We start from the raw sequence: 19,006 nt of genomic DNA on the forward strand, positions 1-19,006 counted from the left end.
TTTAAACTCCTTAAGGATTGATTGTTGTTTTATAAACTTGTTGTTGATTTTTAATTTCTTTTATCACTACTGATCTTGAAGCATTTCCGCTTTTATCAATGCTTATGATACCACCAACTCCTTCATAATTATTGGTTTGATGAATTTTATCATTGACACAAGCTGGAGTAAGATTATCTTTGCATTGATTCATAGCATTAAGCATTACATAATAAGCATCTGCACCCATTGCTGAAAATGCAGGTAAAGCTTTGCTATTTTTTTCTTTTTCATAAGCACTAATAAATTTGCGTCCCAAATTTGTGCTTGGGTTATTATAATCAAAGCTATCAGTAAAAACCACACCATTAACAGCATCACCACCAAGATCGATAAAAGTTTGATTATTTACCCCATCTCCTGCAGAAAATAATTTATCAAAACCTGTTTGTCTTGCTTGTCTTGCAATCAAAGCAGCTTCTGGATGATAAATTGGCATATAAACAAAATCAGGATTTAAACTTTTAAGCTGCGAAGCAATAGCTTTAAAATCTTTATCCCCTGAAGAAATGGTAAGCTTTTTAATAACCTTTCCGCCTTTAGCCTTAAATTCTTTTTCAAAAGCCTTTGCAAGTCCTAAAGAATAAACATTGCTTTGATCTACAATCACAACAACACTTTGCAAACCTAAGTCTTTATAGGCATAAGTAGCAAATTTATCTCCTTGAAAACTATCCATAAAACACACACGACTTGCATAAGTTTTTTTATCTAAAAGCTTATCTCCTGAAGCTACTGGGGCAATAACTGGAACTTTTTTATCTTCAGCAATAGAAATAACTTGCATGGTATTTGGAGTAACAGCCTCTCCAATAAGTCCTACAACCTTATCTTGAGAAATAAGTCTTGTAGTCGCAGTTGAAGTTTCAATTTTATCCCCTTTAGTATCTACAACTACCAATTTTACTTTATCTCCATTGTCCAAAGTAGGATTAAGTTTATTGGCAAGCTCAATACCTGTATAAACATCCTGTCCATAAGCCGCTAAAGATCCTGTTAAAGGCAATACAATACCTAAATTAACTTCTTTACCATAAGCTAAATTAGCCAAAAGTAAAGCACCTAATAACAAACTTCTTTTTTTCATAAAATCTCCTTAATTAAAATTAATCATTTAATAAAAGTTCCGTGTTTTGTTTTTTTCTCAGGCTCTTCTTCAAGCAAGTCTTTTGCTTGCATCTCTATAGCAAAATTCCCACCCTTTAAATAAGCAATAATATAATTCATCTCATCATGACTTAAAGAATTTGCATAAGGTAGCATTTGAATTCTTGTAGCAGACTGTTCTCCACTTGCATTAGTCGTATAATCAATCAATGCTGATTTAATATCAGCAGGCTCCATATTGCGAAGTATTCTTGAACCAGCAACAATTTTTTCCCCATTATCGCCATGACAAATATGGCATTTTTTTTCAAAATACAATTCCTTTGCCTTAGCCATATCATAACTAGCACCATCAAAAGTATAAGAAAATAGAGATTTTAAACTAATCCCAAAACCAAAAGTAAAACAAATAATGAGTATAAACAATATACGAAACATAAAAAAACCTTTTATAAAATAAACGCAATTATATAAAAAAATGATAACAATTTCTATCTTTTATTTAATAGTGATATTTGTAGTAGCACGATTAGATTTCTTATTATTTTGCTTTAAATTTCCCTTAACTCTTTGATTTTCATAGCGATAACGAATAGTTCCCGAAACTTCTACATCTTCAAACACATCATCTAAAGGGGTAGCATGTGCAAAAGTGCTTAATATAAAAATAGAGATGGTGCACAAAATGATTCTTTTCATCATTTTCTCCTTATATTTTTAAACTTCAAAGATTATACCAAAAGAAATATTAACTTGATATTTGAAAATAAATTTTCATCTTGTTTTTCTTTAAGCGTGTATTTTGATATTGCTTAAAGTTGATTTTGATACAATTAGATATTTTTAAGTATTACACAAAAAGGTTAAAAATGCTGATTTTAGGACACAAGCTCGTAGAAAGTAAAAATTTTACTTTTGTTAAAGAATTTACAAAAAATACTGATGAAATTTTTTGCATAAAATACAATGAAAAATTAATACAAAAATTAAAAACAAATCACAAAGAATTTGCAATATTTATAGAAAATAAAAATGAAATTTTTCTCGCCAATGCCTTGGGTGCCAAATTTCTAATTTTTAAAGATAAAAATCTAGCCAAATTTGCCGTTAAAGTAGCCGAATTTTATCTTTTTGATAGTAAAATTTTATTTTTAGTTGATGATTTTAAAAATTTAGAAGAATTTTATGAACTTGGCGTAGATGGTGTGATTTTAAAAACTTTTATACGAAATTTCAGCTAATTCTTCTAAAGAGTGGTTGGCTATTTTGTCATAATCAAAACCTTCTTTTTTTATATAATCAAGAAAGGTTTTCTCCATAATTTTACTCGCAGTAACAATTTCTTTTGACAATGTAAAACTCATTGCTTCTATGCGTTTTGGAATACAAGCTAAAATTTGTGTTTGAGGTAAGTCTCCCATAAGCTCCACATATTGCAAGGTTTGAAGCATTTCCACCTCATGAGCACTTCCGCTCCAATTAATTTTTTTAGGCATCGCATCATAAGGAAAGAAAAATACATCGCCAATCTTACCATCGTCAGCATCAATACAATCAAGCACTATCATCTTATCATACTCTGCGATAATATAGCTTAATTGCAAAGCTAAAGTTCCACCATCAACAAAATCTAAAATATGAGTTTTGTGAGTGAATTTATAGTTTTTTTCCAAAAGCTTGCAAAGATGAACACCTAAGCCTTCATCTGCAAACATAATATTCCCTATACCCAATACAAGAAATTTCAATTTTTCTCTTCTTTTTTCTCGAATTTATATCCACTAACAATGGCATCAAGTGCACCATTTCTTCCTTTTATGGCATTAAAAATTGCCATATAAATATGCACAAATACAAAAATAATAATAATCCACATCAATATCCTATGCAAAGTCCTAACTTCAGCCAAACCACCCATCATTGCTTCAATAGGTCTTAAGATGCCATATAAAAATCCGCCCAAGCCCTCATGATAAACATGGGTGTATAAAATAAGCCCCGTAACAATAATGCCCATTATAATGATATAAAAGAAAAAATAAGTTACAAATTGCAAAGGATTATAAACCCCTTTTAAATGTGGATGTTTTCCCAAAAATAAATAAAATTTAATTTGTTCTATCCATAATTTTGGACTGAAAATATCTCGCACGCTTACACGCTCTTTATGACTTAATTTATCAAAAAAGAAAAGATAAATTTTAAAAATAACACAAGCAATGAGTACAAAACCTGCCACTTGATGGGCTAAACGGTATTTTGCCTGCATAAAATTAACAGGCTCACCATTGCTAATAGGACTTTGAAAAACATAAGATAAATAAAAACCAGTTCCTACCAAAATAACAATAGCAACCGCTCTTATCCAATGCGTTAAACGTAAACCTATGCTAAATTCATATTCAGCTTTTCTTTGCAATTTTTCTTCTTGGTTTTGCATAAAAGCTCCTTTTATAAATTTACATTTACTTTGTATTCGCTTAGATTATTTCCCTTAGTATCCATTACATGTACCGCGCAAGCAATACAAGGATCATAAGAGTGAATTTTTCTAATGATTTCAAGTGGTTGTTTTACATCAGCGATCTTAAGTCCTATCAAACACTGCTCATAACTTCCACCTATACCGTTAGCATCTTTTGGGCTTGCATTCCAAGTAGAAGGCACTACAGCTTGCCAATTTTCAATCACACCATTTTTAATTCTACACCAATGACTTAGCGTTCCACGAGGCACATGTCCCATATAACGACCTTTGTATTCTTTGGTATTATCAATCACATAAGGAGCACAAGTGCTTTCATCGACTTTCAAATTTTCTACCAAATTATTAAACGCTCTTAAAGCATTGTTTGCAACGATTTTTGCCTCTATACAACGCGCGGCAGTTCTTCCAAGCGTACTAAATACTGCATTTAATGGCAAACCCGTTTCTTTTAAGAACTCATCGACCACAGGAACAACATTTTTATTGCCCTTAGCATAATTTACCACTATATTTGCTAATGGGCCAACCTGCATAGGATTTCCTTCATAACGAGGAGCTTTAATCCAGCTGTATTTTCCTTTGGTATCAAACACTTTTGAAGTTACATTTTTACCATGATGATCGATACTCTCGCCCTCTACAAGTCCTGTATAATTTGGATTTGTCTTGCCATCATATGGATGAAGTGCCTCATTATCTTTATACCAAGAATGTGTTGCTTCTTCAGTGATTTTATCCTCTTCTACTTCATAAACTTTGCTTATATCGCCATTTTTAATGATTCCACTTTCAAACAACCACTCATTTTTGCCGAGCTGAAACTCTTGGAAAGTATAAAGATTATTTACCCCAATATCATTTAAAACACTAGCTTCGTTAGCATAAGCTTTTCCAGCCATTACAAGATCAGGATAATAAGCACGATTAACAAAATCTTGCACTTCTTTAAATTTTTCCATATATTCGCCCATTCTTGAAGGACTTAAAAGATCCATAACACAAGTTACACCACCAACGGTTAAGCTTTGAGGATGAGGGTTTTTAGCCCCAAAAATTGCCATACATTGTGCAATAATTCTTTGAATTCTTAAACATTCTAAATAATGCGAAAGAACAATTAAATTTTGCTCTGGAGTTAAACGATAAGTTGGATGTCCATAGTAAGCATTAGCAAAAGGTCCTAAATTTCCTTTATCTACAAAAGCTTTAAGTCTTTGCTGCACTTCAAGCAATTTGTCTGCACCTGTGGCATAAGGATTTGGAGTGTATTTAAAAGCTTCATCGCTTGCTTTTTTAACATCGGCACTCAAAGCGCTCACAACATCAGCCCAATCAAGTCCGTGAAGTTGATAAAAATGCACGATATGATCATGCAAGAAAAGCGCTGCATTCATCAAAGTTCTAGTTAAAAGCGCATTAAGTGGCGGAGTGATACCTAAAGCATTTTCAACCGCAACAATACCTGCTTTATAATGTGAAAAAGTACAAACTCCACAAATTCTTTGAGTCATAAAACCCGCATCTCTTGGATCACGACCTTTTACAATGGTTTCTATTCCACGCCACAAAGTAGAACCTGCATAAGCTTCTTTAACCACATTGTTTTCATCAACAACAACCTCAACTCTTAGATGTCCTTCAATTCTTGTAATTGGATCTACTGTTATTCTTTGACTCATTTTTATTCCTCATTTTTTTTCATAGAAGCAATAACTGCATGTGCTGCAATCGCAACACCAGTAAGTGTTAAAACACCTATGCCGATTTTATCTGACACGCTATCAGCACCAAGTCCAAAAACCGTATCAAATTTATGGCTTGCCATTGGTTCTTCAAATGGTCCCATAGTATCCCAAAAATTTGGCTCAGAGCAACCTATACAACCATGTCCTGCTTGGATAGGCCAAGAAGTGTGCTGATTAAATCTTTCTCTAGAACAGTTGTTAAAAGTATAAGGTCCTTTGCAACCCACTTTATAAAGACAATAACCATTTTTTGCGCCTTCATCGCCAAAGCTTTGCACAAATTCACCCGCATCAAAATGTCCGCGTCTTTCGCAAAGATCATGAATTCTTAAACCATAAGCCCATTTTGGTCTATTATAAACATCAAGTGCCGGCAACTCACCAAAAAGAAGATAATGCAAAACATTTCCGACTATATTTTTTTCACTTGGCGGACAACCTGGAACATTAATCACAGTCTTGCTTGTTACCTTACTTAAAGGCTGAGCATTGCTTGGATTTGGTCTTGCAGCTTGAATTCCACCAAAACTAGAACAGGTCCCTATAGCAAAAATAGCCAAAGCATTCTCACTTGCCATTTTTGAAAGCTCATAGCCTGTCTTTCCATGTGGTCCTATGGTTAAAAAATGTTCAGTATCACCCATAGGAATACCGCCTTCAACCATTAAAATGTATTTGTTTTTATATTTTTCAATAGCACTTTCTAAATTTTCTTCAGCTTGCCAACCCGCAGCAGCCATAATAGTTTCATGATATTCTAAAGAAATATAATCAAAAATTAAACTATCAATCGTTGGTGTATCGCTTCTTAGCAAACTTTCACTACAGCCCGTGCATTCAGCCATATGAAGCCAAACCACCGGAAGTCTATCGGCTAATTCCGCGGCTTTTGCTACCATAGGAGTTAAACTTGCCGGCAAAGCCAAAAATGCCGTCATAGCTCCTGCCCATTTCATAAAATCTCTTCTTGTAAAACCTGATTTTTCTAAGGCTTGTGTAATGGAAGAATCGTTTTTTAAAGAAGGAAGTTTTTCCAACTCATTAAGACGAGTTTGTAGATGATGAAAGTCTAGCATAATTATTCCTTTTTGACTTAAAATACTCAAACAATATGATAAGACATTTTAAGTTAATTTAAGTTTAAAAATAAAGAATTGTTTTGATAAATATAAAAGAGTTAGTAAGCATTCATATAGTTAATAGATTAAACAAAATTCAACAAATATCTTAAGGTGAAAAGTCTTGACACAAGAACACTAAGCTTATATATCTTTTAGTAATTCACTTAAATAATCAATAGCCTTGTTTTTCCTCGCCCTAAAATGTGCCTCACTTTCAGCTTGTCCCATAAATAAGCCTTTTTGGATAGAATTAGATTTTAGAATATCAATCATATCATTGATACTCTTTTTTTGCTCAATAACGCTAGATTTAGCCAATTTATCATTATAATCTTTAATGCGAACATCTCCATTTTTTCTAAAATTTATAATAGACTGACTTTTCCAAACAAACCCAACTGTATTTAAATATTCTTCTGTGGATAATTCTTGCTCCGCTTTATCTAAAGCATTATCAAGAACACTTTTGTTTCAGCATTTTTACTTGCATAAGAATGATTTGTAATTTTCATGGAATTTACCTTTTATTAATACCTATTTTGCAAAACAGCTAATGACTTACATTGCCATCGCAAGCAAAAATTATTCCGTATAGAAAATATTTTATAAAAGCTCACAAACCCTTTTTAAGCTTTCGCATTAAAAATCTAGCAGGATGAATAGCATGAGTAAAACTTTTAAATAAGCCTAAAGGCTCATTACAAATCAAAGCACAAATGTATCTTGCACCTAAAATTGCTGTGCTAAATCCTCTTGAACCATGGGCAAAATCAAGATATAAATTCTCAATATTTTGTGGCAAAATTTGTGGCTTATCTTTAGTCCATAATAAAGCCTTATAAGATTTTTTATAAAACTCCTCATCATAAGCTGGACCAATAATGGCAAATCTATCGCTTGAATAAGATCTAAAAGCAACCTTAGCACCTTGCACGACAAGCTTTTCATTGCCTTGTAAAAATTCCTTGATATTTTGGATATTTTCCTCATTATCTTTTTGCGTAGGATTTATATCCTCATTTAGCCTATCATAAGTCGCACCAATTAATTGCAAATCATTTTTTATAGGCGTAATATAAGCTTTTGAAGATAAGGCAAATTTTGTATCTAAAAAAGGCTTTAAAAGCGTGACTTGCCCGCGAACTTTACTTAAATTCATCGCTTCATAAGAAAGTATTTTTTTAGTATCCGCACCGCTAGCATAAATGAGTATATCAAAGCCGCTTTTGCTATTTTGCGTATTAAAATGCAAGGAAAATTTATTATCATCTTTTGTAAAATGCATAAATTCATAACCAAAGTGTATTTTAGCACCACTAAGTCTTAAAAGCTCACTTACAATCGTTTTTGGTTCAATAACACCGCCATCTTCCAAAAAAGCTCTATTATCACAAATTTGAAACAAAACATTATCTTTTTGTAAATCAAAACGCGTTTGCATCAGTTCATTGTAAGCAAATTCATAAACACCTTGGGGCTTAAAACCCAAAATTTGCTGATAAAATCTACTCGCTTCAATAAAAGCATTTTGAGATAATTCCCCCAAAACAACCTCAGGCTTTAAAATAAGAGAACTTAAAATTCCGCTTGCATTTGTGCTTGCATTTTCAAAAAGCTTTGTGTTTTTTTCAAAAATTTCTATCTCAAAACCCCTTAGCGAAAGTTCATAAGCAAGACTTGCGGCACTGATTCCAGCACCAATTATAGCAAGTTTTTTACCTTTAAAATCTTTTTTAACGCGTGAAAAATAAGCTTCTTTGCATTCAAATTCAAAGCCCTTAAAACACGCTTTAATCATTTCTCTTTTTTTGAAGCCTTTAACTTTTTGCACTTCAAAATTATATTTTTTAAGATTTTTTTGCAAAAAACTTGATGCAGAAAAAGTAAGAATTTGGGTATTTATCTTAGAAAGCCTTGCGATTTCTTTAATGATTTCTTCATCAAACATTGTTTTATTCTTGCTTGGAGAAAAACCGTCTAAAAACCAAACATCAGCTTTAAAATCAAGCTCTTTTAAAGAAAATGCAGCATCTTTAAATACAAGATCTAAAAAACAATCCTTGAAATAAAAACGATAATATCCTTCTTTATTTTTAGGATAAAACTCTAAAAACAGCTCCAAAAGCTCTTTAAATTCTTCATAAAGATTTAATCTTTTATAGCATTCTCTTAAAAGCTCTTTATCAATATAAAAATTTTCCAAACTTACATAAAACAATCTTTTAGGGCGTTTAGTGGAATTTAAAAAGCGTTTTAGGCTCAGAAAAAAATTCAAACCTATGCCAAAACCTAGTTCAGCGATAATAAAATTTTCATCTTCTGTAAATTCAAAGGCTTGCGTGTATACAAATTTACTCTCATTTACTCCATCTTTGGAATTAAAATAAAAATCATCAAAATCTAAAGAAAAAGGAGTATTATCCTTAAAAATCAAACGAGCTTTTTGCATTAGTAGTTATTGCGAAAATAATTTTCTACGCCATCTGCGATACCATCTGCTAAGGAATTTTGGAAATTTTTATTTGCAATTCTTTTTCCTTCATCAGGATGAGTAATATAGCCAATTTCTATCAACACAGCAGGCATTTGAGCACCGACTAAAACCCAAAATGGTGCTTCTCTCACTCCGCCATCACTGACTTTGTATTTTGTTCTTATAGATTTTAAAGCCCCTTTTTGGATATCTATAGCAAGCTTATTTGATGCAATAATTTTTTCACGATTTAAAAAATTTAAAAAAGTTTGCTTGGAAAAATAATTCATTTCTTCGACATCAGATTGATTTTCAAGCTCTGCAGCTTTTTTACTTCTTTCGCTTCTGGCCGGACTTAAGAAAAATGTTTCAAAACCTTGAGTGTTTTTTGCTTTTTCTTTAGGCACTGCATTTGCATGCACTGAAATAAACAAATCTGCATTTTTATCATTTGCAAATTTAGTTCTATCTCTTAAATTAATAAATTTATCCTTATTTCGCGTATAAAAAACTTTATAGCCTCGTTTTTTAAGCTCATCTCCAATTTTTAAGGAAAGATTTAATACTACATTTTTTTCTTGCAAACGATTACCCAAAGCTCCGCTATCCTTACCGCCATGCCCTGCATCAATTACTATAATTTTATTTGCTTTAAAATTCTTAGACACGGTCGTTTTTTGTTCTAAATTTTTACTGCTTTGTTCTTCAAGCTCATAGCTTAATTCTAAATTTGTATCGTTTAATTTTTCTTTTGGTTTTTGATTTAAAGTAGAATTTAAAACCACTCTTACTGTGCTTGGATTAAATTGCGCTACAGTTATACTATCGCTTTTATTTAAAGTAAAATTTTTTCTTTTTCCTTTTAGCGTAGCCTTGATATCCCAAACATAACGAAAAGTATTTTTATCCTTCATTGTAAAACTTGAGATATCCTCTTTTGAGATTTTTTCATTAAATTCTAAAATAATAGCATTTTGCGTTTTTTTAACGCTAAGTATTTCTAATTTCCTTTCTTTTTGTTGTGTATTTTCCGAATTTTTAGTTTTTTTCTCATCATTTTCTTTTTTAACACTTGTGTTTGTTTTTTCTTGCTTTTTATTATTTATGGGTTTATTTTCTTGAATTTGCTTAGGTTCTTGAGTTTTAGTATTTTCCTTTTTTTCTTTTATTGGTTTAGACTCTTGAACTTTGACGTTTTCTTGTTTTTCATTCTTTTTAAATGCAAAACGCATTTTTAAATCTTCAAAACCTACCGCACATTCCAATTCTTCTTTAGAATTTAAAACAATACGAGCGGTTTGTGGATCGTATTGTGACAGAGTGATTTTTACTCCATTATTAAATTCATAAATCGTTCGATTCCCCTCTAAAACAGCATTAAAGTCTATAATATAGCGAAAATTATCTTTCTCTTTTAAAACAAGATTTTTCAAATCTTTAATTTCTAATTTTTGGCTTAAAAGAAGTTCTATCCCATTTTGAAATGGAAATGATTTTAAAATAAATAATTTTTGATTTTGACCAGCACTTATTACTTCTTTAGCTTGAGTATTAAAAGTAGAAAGCTCTTGCTTTTTATCATCATTTTTTTTCAAAGATAACGAATTTTCTAATTCTTTAGTGTCAACACCAGAATCTTTTAGTTCTTGAATATAAGGTGTGCTATCAAAGTTTAAGGTTTTGGAGCTAATGACCAAGCGTTTTAAAATTTCATTTTTACTCTTTTCATCCTCATCAATAATACTTTGGATATACAAGCTTTTTAAATGATGGTGATATTTAATTTGTGTTTCTGTTTTGGAATTTGAAAACTCTTTATCAAATTTTTGAAGTTGAGCCTCAAAAGCTCCAAAACACTGAGTTAAAAAAATAAAAAATAAAAAAATAAATTTAAGCATCTTCACCATTGACTAATTTGTGAATTAATTCTTTTACGCTAATAAGTTTATTTAAACGATAGCCATTTGCACCTGTGAAAAATAAACCTGTTTCTTTTCTTCCAGACCAAGCATCAAAAAGCCTATCAGCAATGCAATAACCCACCTTTGTCGCCTCTTTTCCTCTTTGACAAGGGGAAACACAGTTGCTAACACAATTAATTTTTGGTCCCATTCTTTTATCTACTAAATTTAACAAATTGGTTCTAATGCCCCTTGCAGGATATCCAACCGGAGATTTAATCAGCTCAATATCATCTTGTTTGCATTCAAGTAAAACATTTTTAAAATCATCACTTGCATCACATTCAAAAGTTCCTATAAATCTCGTTCCCATTTGAACACCACTTGCACCTAAAGAAATCATTTTTTCTATATCATTTTTATCCCAAACTCCACCTGCTGCAATAATAGGAAAATTTCCCCATTCTTTAGCTTCTAAAGCTATAGGGGTGATTAAATTTTCAAGTTGATAATTTGGATCTAAACACTGCTCATAAGTAAATCCTTGATGTCCGCCACTTTTAGGACCTTCAACAACAACAGCATCAGGCAAGCGATTATAACGCCCTTGCCATCTTTTGCAAATGATTTTTAAAGCCTTTGCTGAAGAAACAATTGGAACTAAAGCAACATCAGGAAAATCTGCAGTAAATTCTGGTAAATTTGTCGGAAGTCCAGCTCCTGAAATAATGACATTAAATCCCACTTCACAAGCATCACGGGCAATTCTAGCATAATCATTGCTCGCACATAAAATATTGCAACCCAAAGGAGCATCGCCACATACTTTTCTTGCGTTATTAATCAAAGCGTGCAAGCCTTCTCGTGAGTAAAAATTATTGCTTCCATAGGGCTTAGCGTTAAATTCCTTGCTGACATATTTTAAATTTTCATAATAACCTGTTCCTACCGAAGAAATAACACCCAAACCACCATTTGAAGATACAGCAGAAGCAAGCCTATCCCAACTGATTCCCAAACCCATTCCACCTTGGATAATGGGATATTTTATCGTATGCTTACCTATTTGTAGAGGTTTTAAATCCATTATATCACCCTTAGTTTTGCAAATTTTCTTTTACCTACTTGGAGAATATATTCCCCTTGAGTTAATTGCATTTGTTCATCTTTTACTTTTTGAGAATTTACACTCACGGCATTTGCACCTATACTTCTCCTTGCCGATGAAGTAGAGTTTTCCAAACCGCATTCAACCAAAGCTTTTGCAAGCCAAATAGTGCCATTAACGCTAAATTCTTCCATCTGACTTGGCAATTCATTAGCACTATGTACCTTGTCAAATTCCGCCTTAGCTTCATTGGCTAAAGCCACAGAATGAAATCTTTGCGTAATTTCTAATGCTAAATTCTCTTTTGCTTTTTTAGGATGAAGTGTGCCTTGCTTTAAATCTTGCTTGATTTGCTCAAGTTCTTTGGTGCTTTTAAAACTTAAAAGCTCGTAATACCTTAGCATCAACTCATCACTAATGCTTAATATTTTAGCATACATATCATTAGCTTTTTCTGTAACACCTATGTAATTATTTAAACTTTTACTCATTTTATTAACACCGTCTAAGCCTTCAAGCAAAGGCATCATCATAACCGCTTGCTCTTTTCCTGTGTTATAAATTCTTTGCAAAGTTCTTCCCATTAAAAGATTAAATTTTTGATCTGTTCCGCCCATTTCTATATCGCTTTTTAAAGCTACACTATCATAACCTTGAAGCAAAGGATATAAAAATTCACATATTGATATAGGGCTTTGCTCTCTAAAACGCTTGGTAAAATCATCACGCTCTAGCATTCTTGCCACGCTAAAAGTTGAAGTCAGTTCAACTATACCAGCAGCGCCCAAGCTATTCAGCCACTCAGAATTAAACTTAATAAAAGTTTTTTCCTTATCAAGAATTTTAAATACTTGCTCTTCGTAGGTTTTTGCGTTTTTCAAAACTTCTTCTTTGCTTAATTTTTTTCTTGTTGCATTTTTTCCGCTAGGATCGCCAATTTGTCCTGTAAAATCTCCAATCAAAAAATAAACAAGTCCGCCATGTTTTTGAAGTAAAGCCATTTTATTTAAAACCACACTATGTCCTAAATGCAAATCAGGAGCCGTAGGATCAAATCCTGCTTTAATGTAAAAATTTTCACCTTTTTCGTAATAATTTTTAATCAAAGCTTCTAATTTTTCCTCATCTATGATTTCAGCAACCCCTCTTTTTATATCAGCAATAATATTTTTTAAATCCATATTTACCTTTCTAATTGGTTTTATACGCATCATTTAAAGATGTAAAATCTAAAATTTTATAACGCGTTTTGAGTCTATCTTTAACATTTTCAACGACAATATCATCAGGAATTTCTATATTAATTTCAAAATAATCCACAACAGAATTAGGCTCTCTTGAAAGATTAATAGTGAGTATATTAATCTGCATTTTTGATAGCGTGGTTAAAAAGTCTGCTAAAGTCCCTTTTTTATTTTCCAAAGAAAATATTACCTTATAACTTTTTGGAACATTGGCATCCCACTTAATAAAAACCATATCTTTTTGCTTTTCTAGCAATTTATCAGCCTTATCACAAAGCTTATGATGAACGACAACATTACCTGATTCTATAAAACCCATAATTGCATCACCTCGTTTTGGATGACAACAATAATCAAATTCCACATTGGCTATTTTGTGATTTGAATATACAATGATATTGCCAATTTTTTGCTCTTTTAACTCATACTTGTCAAACCAATAAGATTTTTTGGCGTATTTTTTCAGCGTATTAACCACATCTTTAAAATACACACTATCATTAGGAACTTGTCTGATTTTTTTGCTTAAATTTTCTTTTTCTATCCATTTTAGGATTTTATCATTTTTGACACTAAACACCGAAGAAAGGATATTTAAAGAAGTTTGTAAATGAATTTCTCTTAATTTTTGCTTACAAAATGCACGAATGCTTGCCCTTGCTTTTCCTGTTTTGACACTATCTATCCAAGAACAACGATAAAATCTCTCACTAGCGGTAACAATACGCACTATATCCCCATTTTTAAGCTCTGTTAGAAGCGGAACTTTAACACGGTTCACATAAGCGCTTTTAGCATGCAGACCTATTTTAGTATGCACCTCATAGGCAAAATCAAGCACAGTAGCACCACGAGGCAAGGTAAAAATTTCACCTTTAGGCGAATAAACTGCGATATCTTCTATATACAAACTATCTTTTGCATACTCATATAATTCTACCGCGCTATAATCTTCCGTGCCTTCGATATTGCTTTGCATCGAAATATCAGCCAACCAATCAAGTTTTGGCGTACTTACGGCATTACCACCTTCTTTGTATTTCCAATGAGCTGCCACTCCAAATTCTGCAATTTTATGCATATCAAAAGTGCGAATTTGAGCTTCGATAATATTTTTTGCATCAAATAAAGTCGTGTGTATGGTTTGATAGCCATTTTGTTTAGGTAAAGCAATATAATCTTTAAAACGCGAGATTAAAGGATTAAAATTTGTATGTAAAATTCCCAAAGCCAAATAACAATCAGAAACCGTTTCTACCATAATTCTAACACCAAGCAAATCTAAAACTTCTTCTATACTAATGCCCTTTCTTTGCATTTTAAGATATACAGAATAATTGTGCTTGATACGTTTGTGAATTTCAAAACTTCCTTGTCTAAAACCATTTTTAAGAAATAAAAGCTCGATTTTAGAAATAAAATCATTAAGCCCTAATTGCATATATTGATCATTTGAATTAATATAATTATTGATTTGCGTAAATTCATCCGGCATTAAATACTTAAAACTTAAATCTTCTAAATAATTTTTAATGCTTGAAATTCCTAGTCTATGAGCAATAGGCGCATAAACAACTAAAGTTTCTTCGCTAATACGTCTTTTCTTATCATCTCTTAAGGCATCAAGAGTAAGCATATTATGGAGTCTATCGCAAAGCTTTACAACCAAAACACCTACATCTTCAATGCTAGCAAGAAGCATATTGCGGAAAGTTAGGGCTGATTTTGTTAAATTTTGATTGGACTTTGAACTGATTAAGTTGTCTTCTCTGATTTCTACAATTTTAGTAAGACCATTAACCAAACGCGAAATTCCAGCACCAAATTCTCTGATTAAATCTTTCTCTTCGCAATGAGTATCTTCAACCACATCATGAAGCAAAGATGCTGCTATCATATCCTCATTTGAACTTAAAAATGCAACCAAACAAGCCACAAGCATAGGATGAACCGCGTAAGGCTCTCCACTTTTTCTTTTCTGCCCTTCATGCTGAGTAATACAAAATGTCACCGCTTTTTCAAGAATGGGGCTTGGTTTGCAAAGACTGAATAATAATTCTTTAGCCGAATTTACATCTTTACAAAATTTTATATCTTCAATGAGTTTTTCAAGCAATAACTCTTCATCGATTGGTTTCAACGAATCCCTCTAAAACGATTTTTTCTTCTGCAATTTCATAAAGTGCGATATCTGAAAATTTATATTTATTTTTATCCAAATCCACCAAAGGCAAAGCGCCATTAGCTAATTCTTCAGCTCTTTTAGCCACCACTAAAGAAAGTTTGTATCTGTCATCATTCATTTTTTTAAGCGCTTTAGCTGCTACTTCTTCTATTCTGTTTTCCATTTGTTTTTCTCCTTTTAATTTTTTACTACCGAACAAAGAGAGGTGTCTCCTTGTATGATTTTTAATAAATTTCCTGTTTCAAACATATTGCATACTATAATAGGCAAAGAATTATCCTTTGCTAAAGCAATGGCTGTATCATCCATAACTTTGATATTATCTTGCATTGCTTCATCGTAAGTTAAAGTATTTAAAAACACTGCATCATCAAATTTTTTAGGATCTTTATCATAAATTCCATCCACTTTTGTCGCTTTAATAATAGCATCTGCGTCAATTTCTACCGCTCTTAAAATCGCTGTAGTATCTGTTGTAAAATAAGGATTTCCAGTACCTGCAGCAAAAATTACCACACGACCTTTATCTAAATGTCTTTGAGCACGACGCATTATATAAGTTTCACAAAAAGCTTCCATTTGTATTGCACTTTGAACCCTAACATCAAGTCCTGCGCTTTCTAAAGCTTCTTGCATTGCAATGGCATTAATCACTGTAGCCAACATCCCCATATGATCACCACTCGTGCGTTTAATCAATCCACCCTTAGCAGCTGAAACACCGCGGATAATGTTTCCTCCACCTATAACTATACCCACTTCTATATTATTTTGAACTAATTCTTTAATCTCCGAAGCTATGAATTTAAGAATGGAATTTTCTATACCAAATCCACTCTCTCCAGCCAAAGCCTCGCCTGAAAATTTTACTAATACCCTTTTTCTCTCTCGCATCATTTCTCCTTAACAAACTTGAAATTATATTTTAAAACGCTTTAAATTTAGCTAATTTAAACTAATCAACTCCAAAGGATTGATATGAAAATTTTTTTGTGTCACTTCAAAAGTTAATTCATCTTTTACTCTGCCTAATACCGCGCCTTTTTTTACATTTTTTCCCACTTGAATGGTTGGCGCTATCTTATCTAAATGGGCATAAATAGTATGAATTCCATTAGAATGCTCTACAATAACCACTTTTTGAAGCATATTCGTATCTTTGGCAAAAACTATTTTTCCATTTAAAATGCTTTTTACAACCGCATCAGGAGTTTTGCTCTTTAAAACAACATTTTCATTAAAAATTTTAATCTTATAAACAGGATCGGTATAATTTCCAAATTTTTGCTTTACAATAAAAGAATCTAAAGGCGCAATAGTTTTAGCACCAGAATATTTTTTAACCGCACCACCTTGATAACCATTTCCAAGCCTTCTTATTTCTTCGCTATCGGCATTTTTAATCTCTTCTTTTTCCTTATTTTGTGCTTTAAGCTTTTTTTCTTCTATGATTTTTAACTCGGCCAGTGTTTTTCTTAACTCATCTTGCTGATCTTTAAGAGTGCTGAGTTTTTTAGTATAAATTTCTTTGTCCGTTTTTTGCTTTTTAATTTCATTTTCTTGGTTTTGCTTAAGTTCTTGAAGTTTCTCTAATCTTTTATTGTATTCTTTTAAACTGATGTTAATGGTTCTAATTTGACTTTGTTTTTCATTGATAGTTTTATTGATGCTTTCATAATCTTTTGAAAGTTGGTAAAGCTCATTGGTTAAAATAGCATCAAGATTTTTTAAAACTTCAAAAGCCATAAAACTCTCTTCACTTTCTAAATAACCCTTTGGGATAGGCAAATCATACACAAAATCTTTAGCAATTAAATCTACAAGTTTATTTTCCATAATATTTCTATTTTTTACCAAATCTTCATTTTGCGCGTTAAGAGTGCTTAATTCTTGGCTTTGAATTTTGGCATTTTTTTCAAGTTTTTTTGTTTCATCGCTAAGCTTTTCAATATCATTTGCCAATTTCTTAAGTTTTTTTTCGCTATTTAAAATATCGACAGCTAAATCTTCAAGTTTTTTATTGAGTTGGCGTTGAATTCTTTCATTTTCTTTTAAATTTTTAGTTTGTTCGTTGATGCTTGTTTTAGCACAAAGCAAAGAAAAACAGCACAAAAGGCATAAAATGATTCTCATTTTTTCTTAACCTTAAGCATCACAGAATTTACACACAATAAGCAAATAAAAAGCGTAAAAACAAAAACTCCGCCTAACTGAAATAAAAAATTCACCTGAGGCAAACTGATATCAATGTTTGCTAAACTTTCTTGCACCAAGGATGATTCATAACCTTTAGTAAAAAGTAAAAGCAATAAAATAAAAGAAATCAAACAATCAAAAAACACCATTTTATAAAGCGCTAAAGAGCGAAACCAAAAAGGCGCACCAAATAAAACCATAATTTCCACCCTTTGACTGTGCTCATAAAGCCAAATTTTCATCTGCTTTAAAAGCAGAGCAAGACTTAATAAAATAATAATAAACAAAAATACCCAAAAAACAGCATTAATCAGCACAAGCAAGGTATAAATTTTATCGTGTGTTTTAGCAAAGGTTTCAACCCTGCTCACAGAAGGCAATTTAAGCAATTTTTCTTTTAGAGAATTCAGCTCATTTTGATTGAGTAAATTTTCAAGTTTCACACTATAAAAAAAGGGTAAAGAATTTTGCAAAACCTTTAAATTTTTATCCGAAATATCGCTTTTTAAACGATCGATTAAATCTTTGGGATTTAAAATTTGTAAAGATGAAATATTTGAAATTTGAGTTTTTAAAATATTTTCATCCAGTTTTATAGAGCTAATGAGTATGATATTATAATCTTTGTTTAATTTTTCTTCATAATGTCTTAAAGTTGCATTTAAAAATAAGATAAATTCAAAGGCAAACATCATAAATATCAAAGGAATGATAAGAGATAAATGCGTTTTAAAGAATTTCATTGATTTTTCCATTTTCTATTTCAAATCTTCGGTAATTAAGCCTTAAATTACTTGGAATTCTATGGGTTACCACAACAATGCAAGTACCAAGCAATTCTTTAGCTGATTTAAGCAAAGTCCAAATGATATCCGAAGAATACTCATCTAAATTGCCCGTAGGTTCATCACAAAGCAAAAGTTTTGGATTATGCGCTAAAGCCCTTGCCATAGCGACGCGTTGCTGCTCGCCACCTGAAAGTTGATTTGGCATTTTATCGGCTTTAAAGCTTAAATTTACATGCTTTAAAAGCTTAGTGGCTTGATCTTTGCAAATTTTTTTACTGTATCCTTTTATCATCAAAGGAAGCATAATGTTTTTTTCCACACTGTATTCTTGAATGAGTTTATAGTCTTGAAAAATGATGCCTATTTTTTGTCTTAATTTTAAAAGCTCCAAATTCCCTATTTTTTTCATGGAATTTTCATACACTTCAAGCTTACCTGATGAAATATCTAAATCTCCATAAAAAGATTTTAAAAGTGTGCTTTTTCCGCTTCCACTCTTTCCTGTGATAAAAATAAAATCCTCTTGGTTGAATGTAAAATTTGCATCTTTTATCACAAGTTCATCATAACCCAAACACAGATTTTGCGCTCTAATCAATCTTTATTTCCTT

At 31.8% G+C, this 19,006-nt stretch carries 19 protein-coding genes; 1 reads left to right on the forward strand and 18 read right to left on the reverse strand.

Translation table 11 applies throughout. The features are described from left to right. Nucleotides 1-10: 10 nt before the first annotated feature. The 3 genes from ELQ16_RS03245 to ELQ16_RS03255 are packed head-to-tail and all read right to left on the reverse strand — an operon-like array spanning nucleotide 11 to nucleotide 1,845. Complete coding sequence (locus tag ELQ16_RS03245; RefSeq protein WP_134238139.1) at nucleotides 11-1,126, reverse strand: ABC transporter substrate-binding protein; 1,116 nt, start codon at nucleotides 1,124-1,126, stop codon at nucleotides 11-13. 23 nt (nucleotides 1,127-1,149) lie between these two features. Next, entirely contained in the window at nucleotides 1,150-1,584 is a 435-nt protein-coding gene (locus tag ELQ16_RS03250) for a c-type cytochrome (protein WP_134238140.1), read from the reverse strand. A 60-nt stretch (nucleotides 1,585-1,644) separates the two neighbouring features. Then, nucleotides 1,645-1,845, reverse strand: a complete 201-nt coding sequence (locus ELQ16_RS03255; protein ID WP_208335055.1) for a major outer membrane protein — start codon at nucleotides 1,843-1,845, stop codon at nucleotides 1,645-1,647. Nucleotides 1,846-2,015: 170 nt separating this feature from the next. Here ELQ16_RS03255 and ELQ16_RS03260 point away from each other — a divergent pair, with 170 nt between their 5' ends. Beyond that, on the forward strand, nucleotides 2,016-2,387 hold the full coding sequence (locus tag ELQ16_RS03260) for a hypothetical protein (RefSeq protein ID WP_134238142.1): 372 nt from the start codon (nucleotides 2,016-2,018) through the stop codon (nucleotides 2,385-2,387). On the opposite strand, the gene ELQ16_RS03265 is transcribed toward ELQ16_RS03260, so the two are convergent. The 15 genes from ELQ16_RS03265 to ELQ16_RS03330 form a co-directional block, all read right to left on the reverse strand. Further along, nucleotides 2,358-2,894, reverse strand: coding sequence for a HyaD/HybD family hydrogenase maturation endopeptidase (locus ELQ16_RS03265; RefSeq protein WP_134238143.1), 537 nt, complete (start codon nucleotides 2,892-2,894; stop codon nucleotides 2,358-2,360). The two genes, ELQ16_RS03260 and ELQ16_RS03265, sit on opposite strands and share 30 nt — an antisense overlap. Next, a complete protein-coding gene (gene cybH, locus ELQ16_RS03270) occupies nucleotides 2,891-3,586 on the reverse strand; it encodes a Ni/Fe-hydrogenase, b-type cytochrome subunit (RefSeq protein ID WP_134238144.1) in 696 nt (231 codons plus the stop codon). Before cybH ends, ELQ16_RS03265 begins: the two co-directional genes overlap by 4 nt. Before the next feature lie 11 nt (nucleotides 3,587-3,597). Beyond that, nucleotides 3,598-5,313 (reverse strand): nickel-dependent hydrogenase large subunit, encoded by a 1,716-nt coding sequence (locus ELQ16_RS03275; RefSeq protein WP_134238145.1) that lies wholly within the window; start codon nucleotides 5,311-5,313, stop codon nucleotides 3,598-3,600. Nucleotides 5,314-5,315: 2 nt separating this feature from the next. Beyond that, nucleotides 5,316-6,455, reverse strand: coding sequence for a hydrogenase small subunit (locus tag ELQ16_RS03280; RefSeq protein WP_134238146.1), 1,140 nt, complete (start codon nucleotides 6,453-6,455; stop codon nucleotides 5,316-5,318). A 186-nt stretch (nucleotides 6,456-6,641) separates the two neighbouring features. Then, entirely contained in the window at nucleotides 6,642-6,818 is a 177-nt protein-coding gene (locus tag ELQ16_RS09960) for a hypothetical protein (RefSeq protein ID WP_166739647.1), read from the reverse strand. A gap of 295 nt (nucleotides 6,819-7,113) precedes the next feature. Next, a complete protein-coding gene (gene mnmC, locus ELQ16_RS03285; protein WP_134238147.1) occupies nucleotides 7,114-8,949 on the reverse strand; it encodes a bifunctional tRNA (5-methylaminomethyl-2-thiouridine)(34)-methyltransferase MnmD/FAD-dependent 5-carboxymethylaminomethyl-2-thiouridine(34) oxidoreductase MnmC in 1,836 nt (611 codons plus the stop codon). Further along, a complete protein-coding gene (locus ELQ16_RS03290) occupies nucleotides 8,949-10,871 on the reverse strand; it encodes an N-acetylmuramoyl-L-alanine amidase (protein WP_407919957.1) in 1,923 nt (640 codons plus the stop codon). Before ELQ16_RS03290 ends, mnmC begins: the two co-directional genes overlap by 1 nt. Next, on the reverse strand, nucleotides 10,864-11,961 hold the full coding sequence (locus ELQ16_RS03295) for a nitronate monooxygenase (RefSeq protein WP_134238149.1): 1,098 nt from the start codon (nucleotides 11,959-11,961) through the stop codon (nucleotides 10,864-10,866). Before ELQ16_RS03295 ends, ELQ16_RS03290 begins: the two co-directional genes overlap by 8 nt. Further along, nucleotides 11,961-13,163 carry a tyrosine--tRNA ligase gene (gene tyrS / locus ELQ16_RS03300; RefSeq protein WP_134238150.1) on the reverse strand — a complete coding sequence of 401 codons (1,203 nt, stop codon included), beginning with the start codon at nucleotides 13,161-13,163 and terminating at the stop codon, nucleotides 11,961-11,963. Before tyrS ends, ELQ16_RS03295 begins: the two co-directional genes overlap by 1 nt. Before the next feature lie 10 nt (nucleotides 13,164-13,173). Further along, a complete protein-coding gene (locus ELQ16_RS03305) occupies nucleotides 13,174-15,366 on the reverse strand; it encodes a bifunctional (p)ppGpp synthetase/guanosine-3',5'-bis(diphosphate) 3'-pyrophosphohydrolase (protein ID WP_134238151.1) in 2,193 nt (730 codons plus the stop codon). Next, nucleotides 15,350-15,574, reverse strand: coding sequence for a DNA-directed RNA polymerase subunit omega (locus ELQ16_RS03310; RefSeq protein WP_134238152.1), 225 nt, complete (start codon nucleotides 15,572-15,574; stop codon nucleotides 15,350-15,352). The genes ELQ16_RS03305 and ELQ16_RS03310 overlap by 17 nt, the downstream gene beginning before the upstream one ends. Nucleotides 15,575-15,588: 14 nt before the next feature. Then, nucleotides 15,589-16,305, reverse strand: coding sequence for a UMP kinase (pyrH, locus tag ELQ16_RS03315; protein ID WP_134238153.1), 717 nt, complete (start codon nucleotides 16,303-16,305; stop codon nucleotides 15,589-15,591). Between the two features lie 51 nt (nucleotides 16,306-16,356). Further along, on the reverse strand, nucleotides 16,357-17,544 hold the full coding sequence (locus ELQ16_RS03320; protein ID WP_134238154.1) for a murein hydrolase activator EnvC: 1,188 nt from the start codon (nucleotides 17,542-17,544) through the stop codon (nucleotides 16,357-16,359). Beyond that, nucleotides 17,541-18,350 (reverse strand): FtsX-like permease family protein, encoded by an 810-nt coding sequence (locus tag ELQ16_RS03325; protein ID WP_134238155.1) that lies wholly within the window; start codon nucleotides 18,348-18,350, stop codon nucleotides 17,541-17,543. The genes ELQ16_RS03320 and ELQ16_RS03325 overlap by 4 nt, the downstream gene beginning before the upstream one ends. Then, a complete protein-coding gene (locus ELQ16_RS03330; RefSeq protein ID WP_134238156.1) occupies nucleotides 18,337-18,993 on the reverse strand; it encodes a cell division ATP-binding protein FtsE in 657 nt (218 codons plus the stop codon). The genes ELQ16_RS03325 and ELQ16_RS03330 overlap by 14 nt, the downstream gene beginning before the upstream one ends. Between the last annotated feature and the right edge of the window lie 13 nt (nucleotides 18,994-19,006).

It is taken from the genome of Campylobacter sp. US33a (assembly GCF_004378855.1).
Taxonomy (GTDB): Bacteria; Campylobacterota; Campylobacteria; order Campylobacterales; family Campylobacteraceae; genus Campylobacter_D.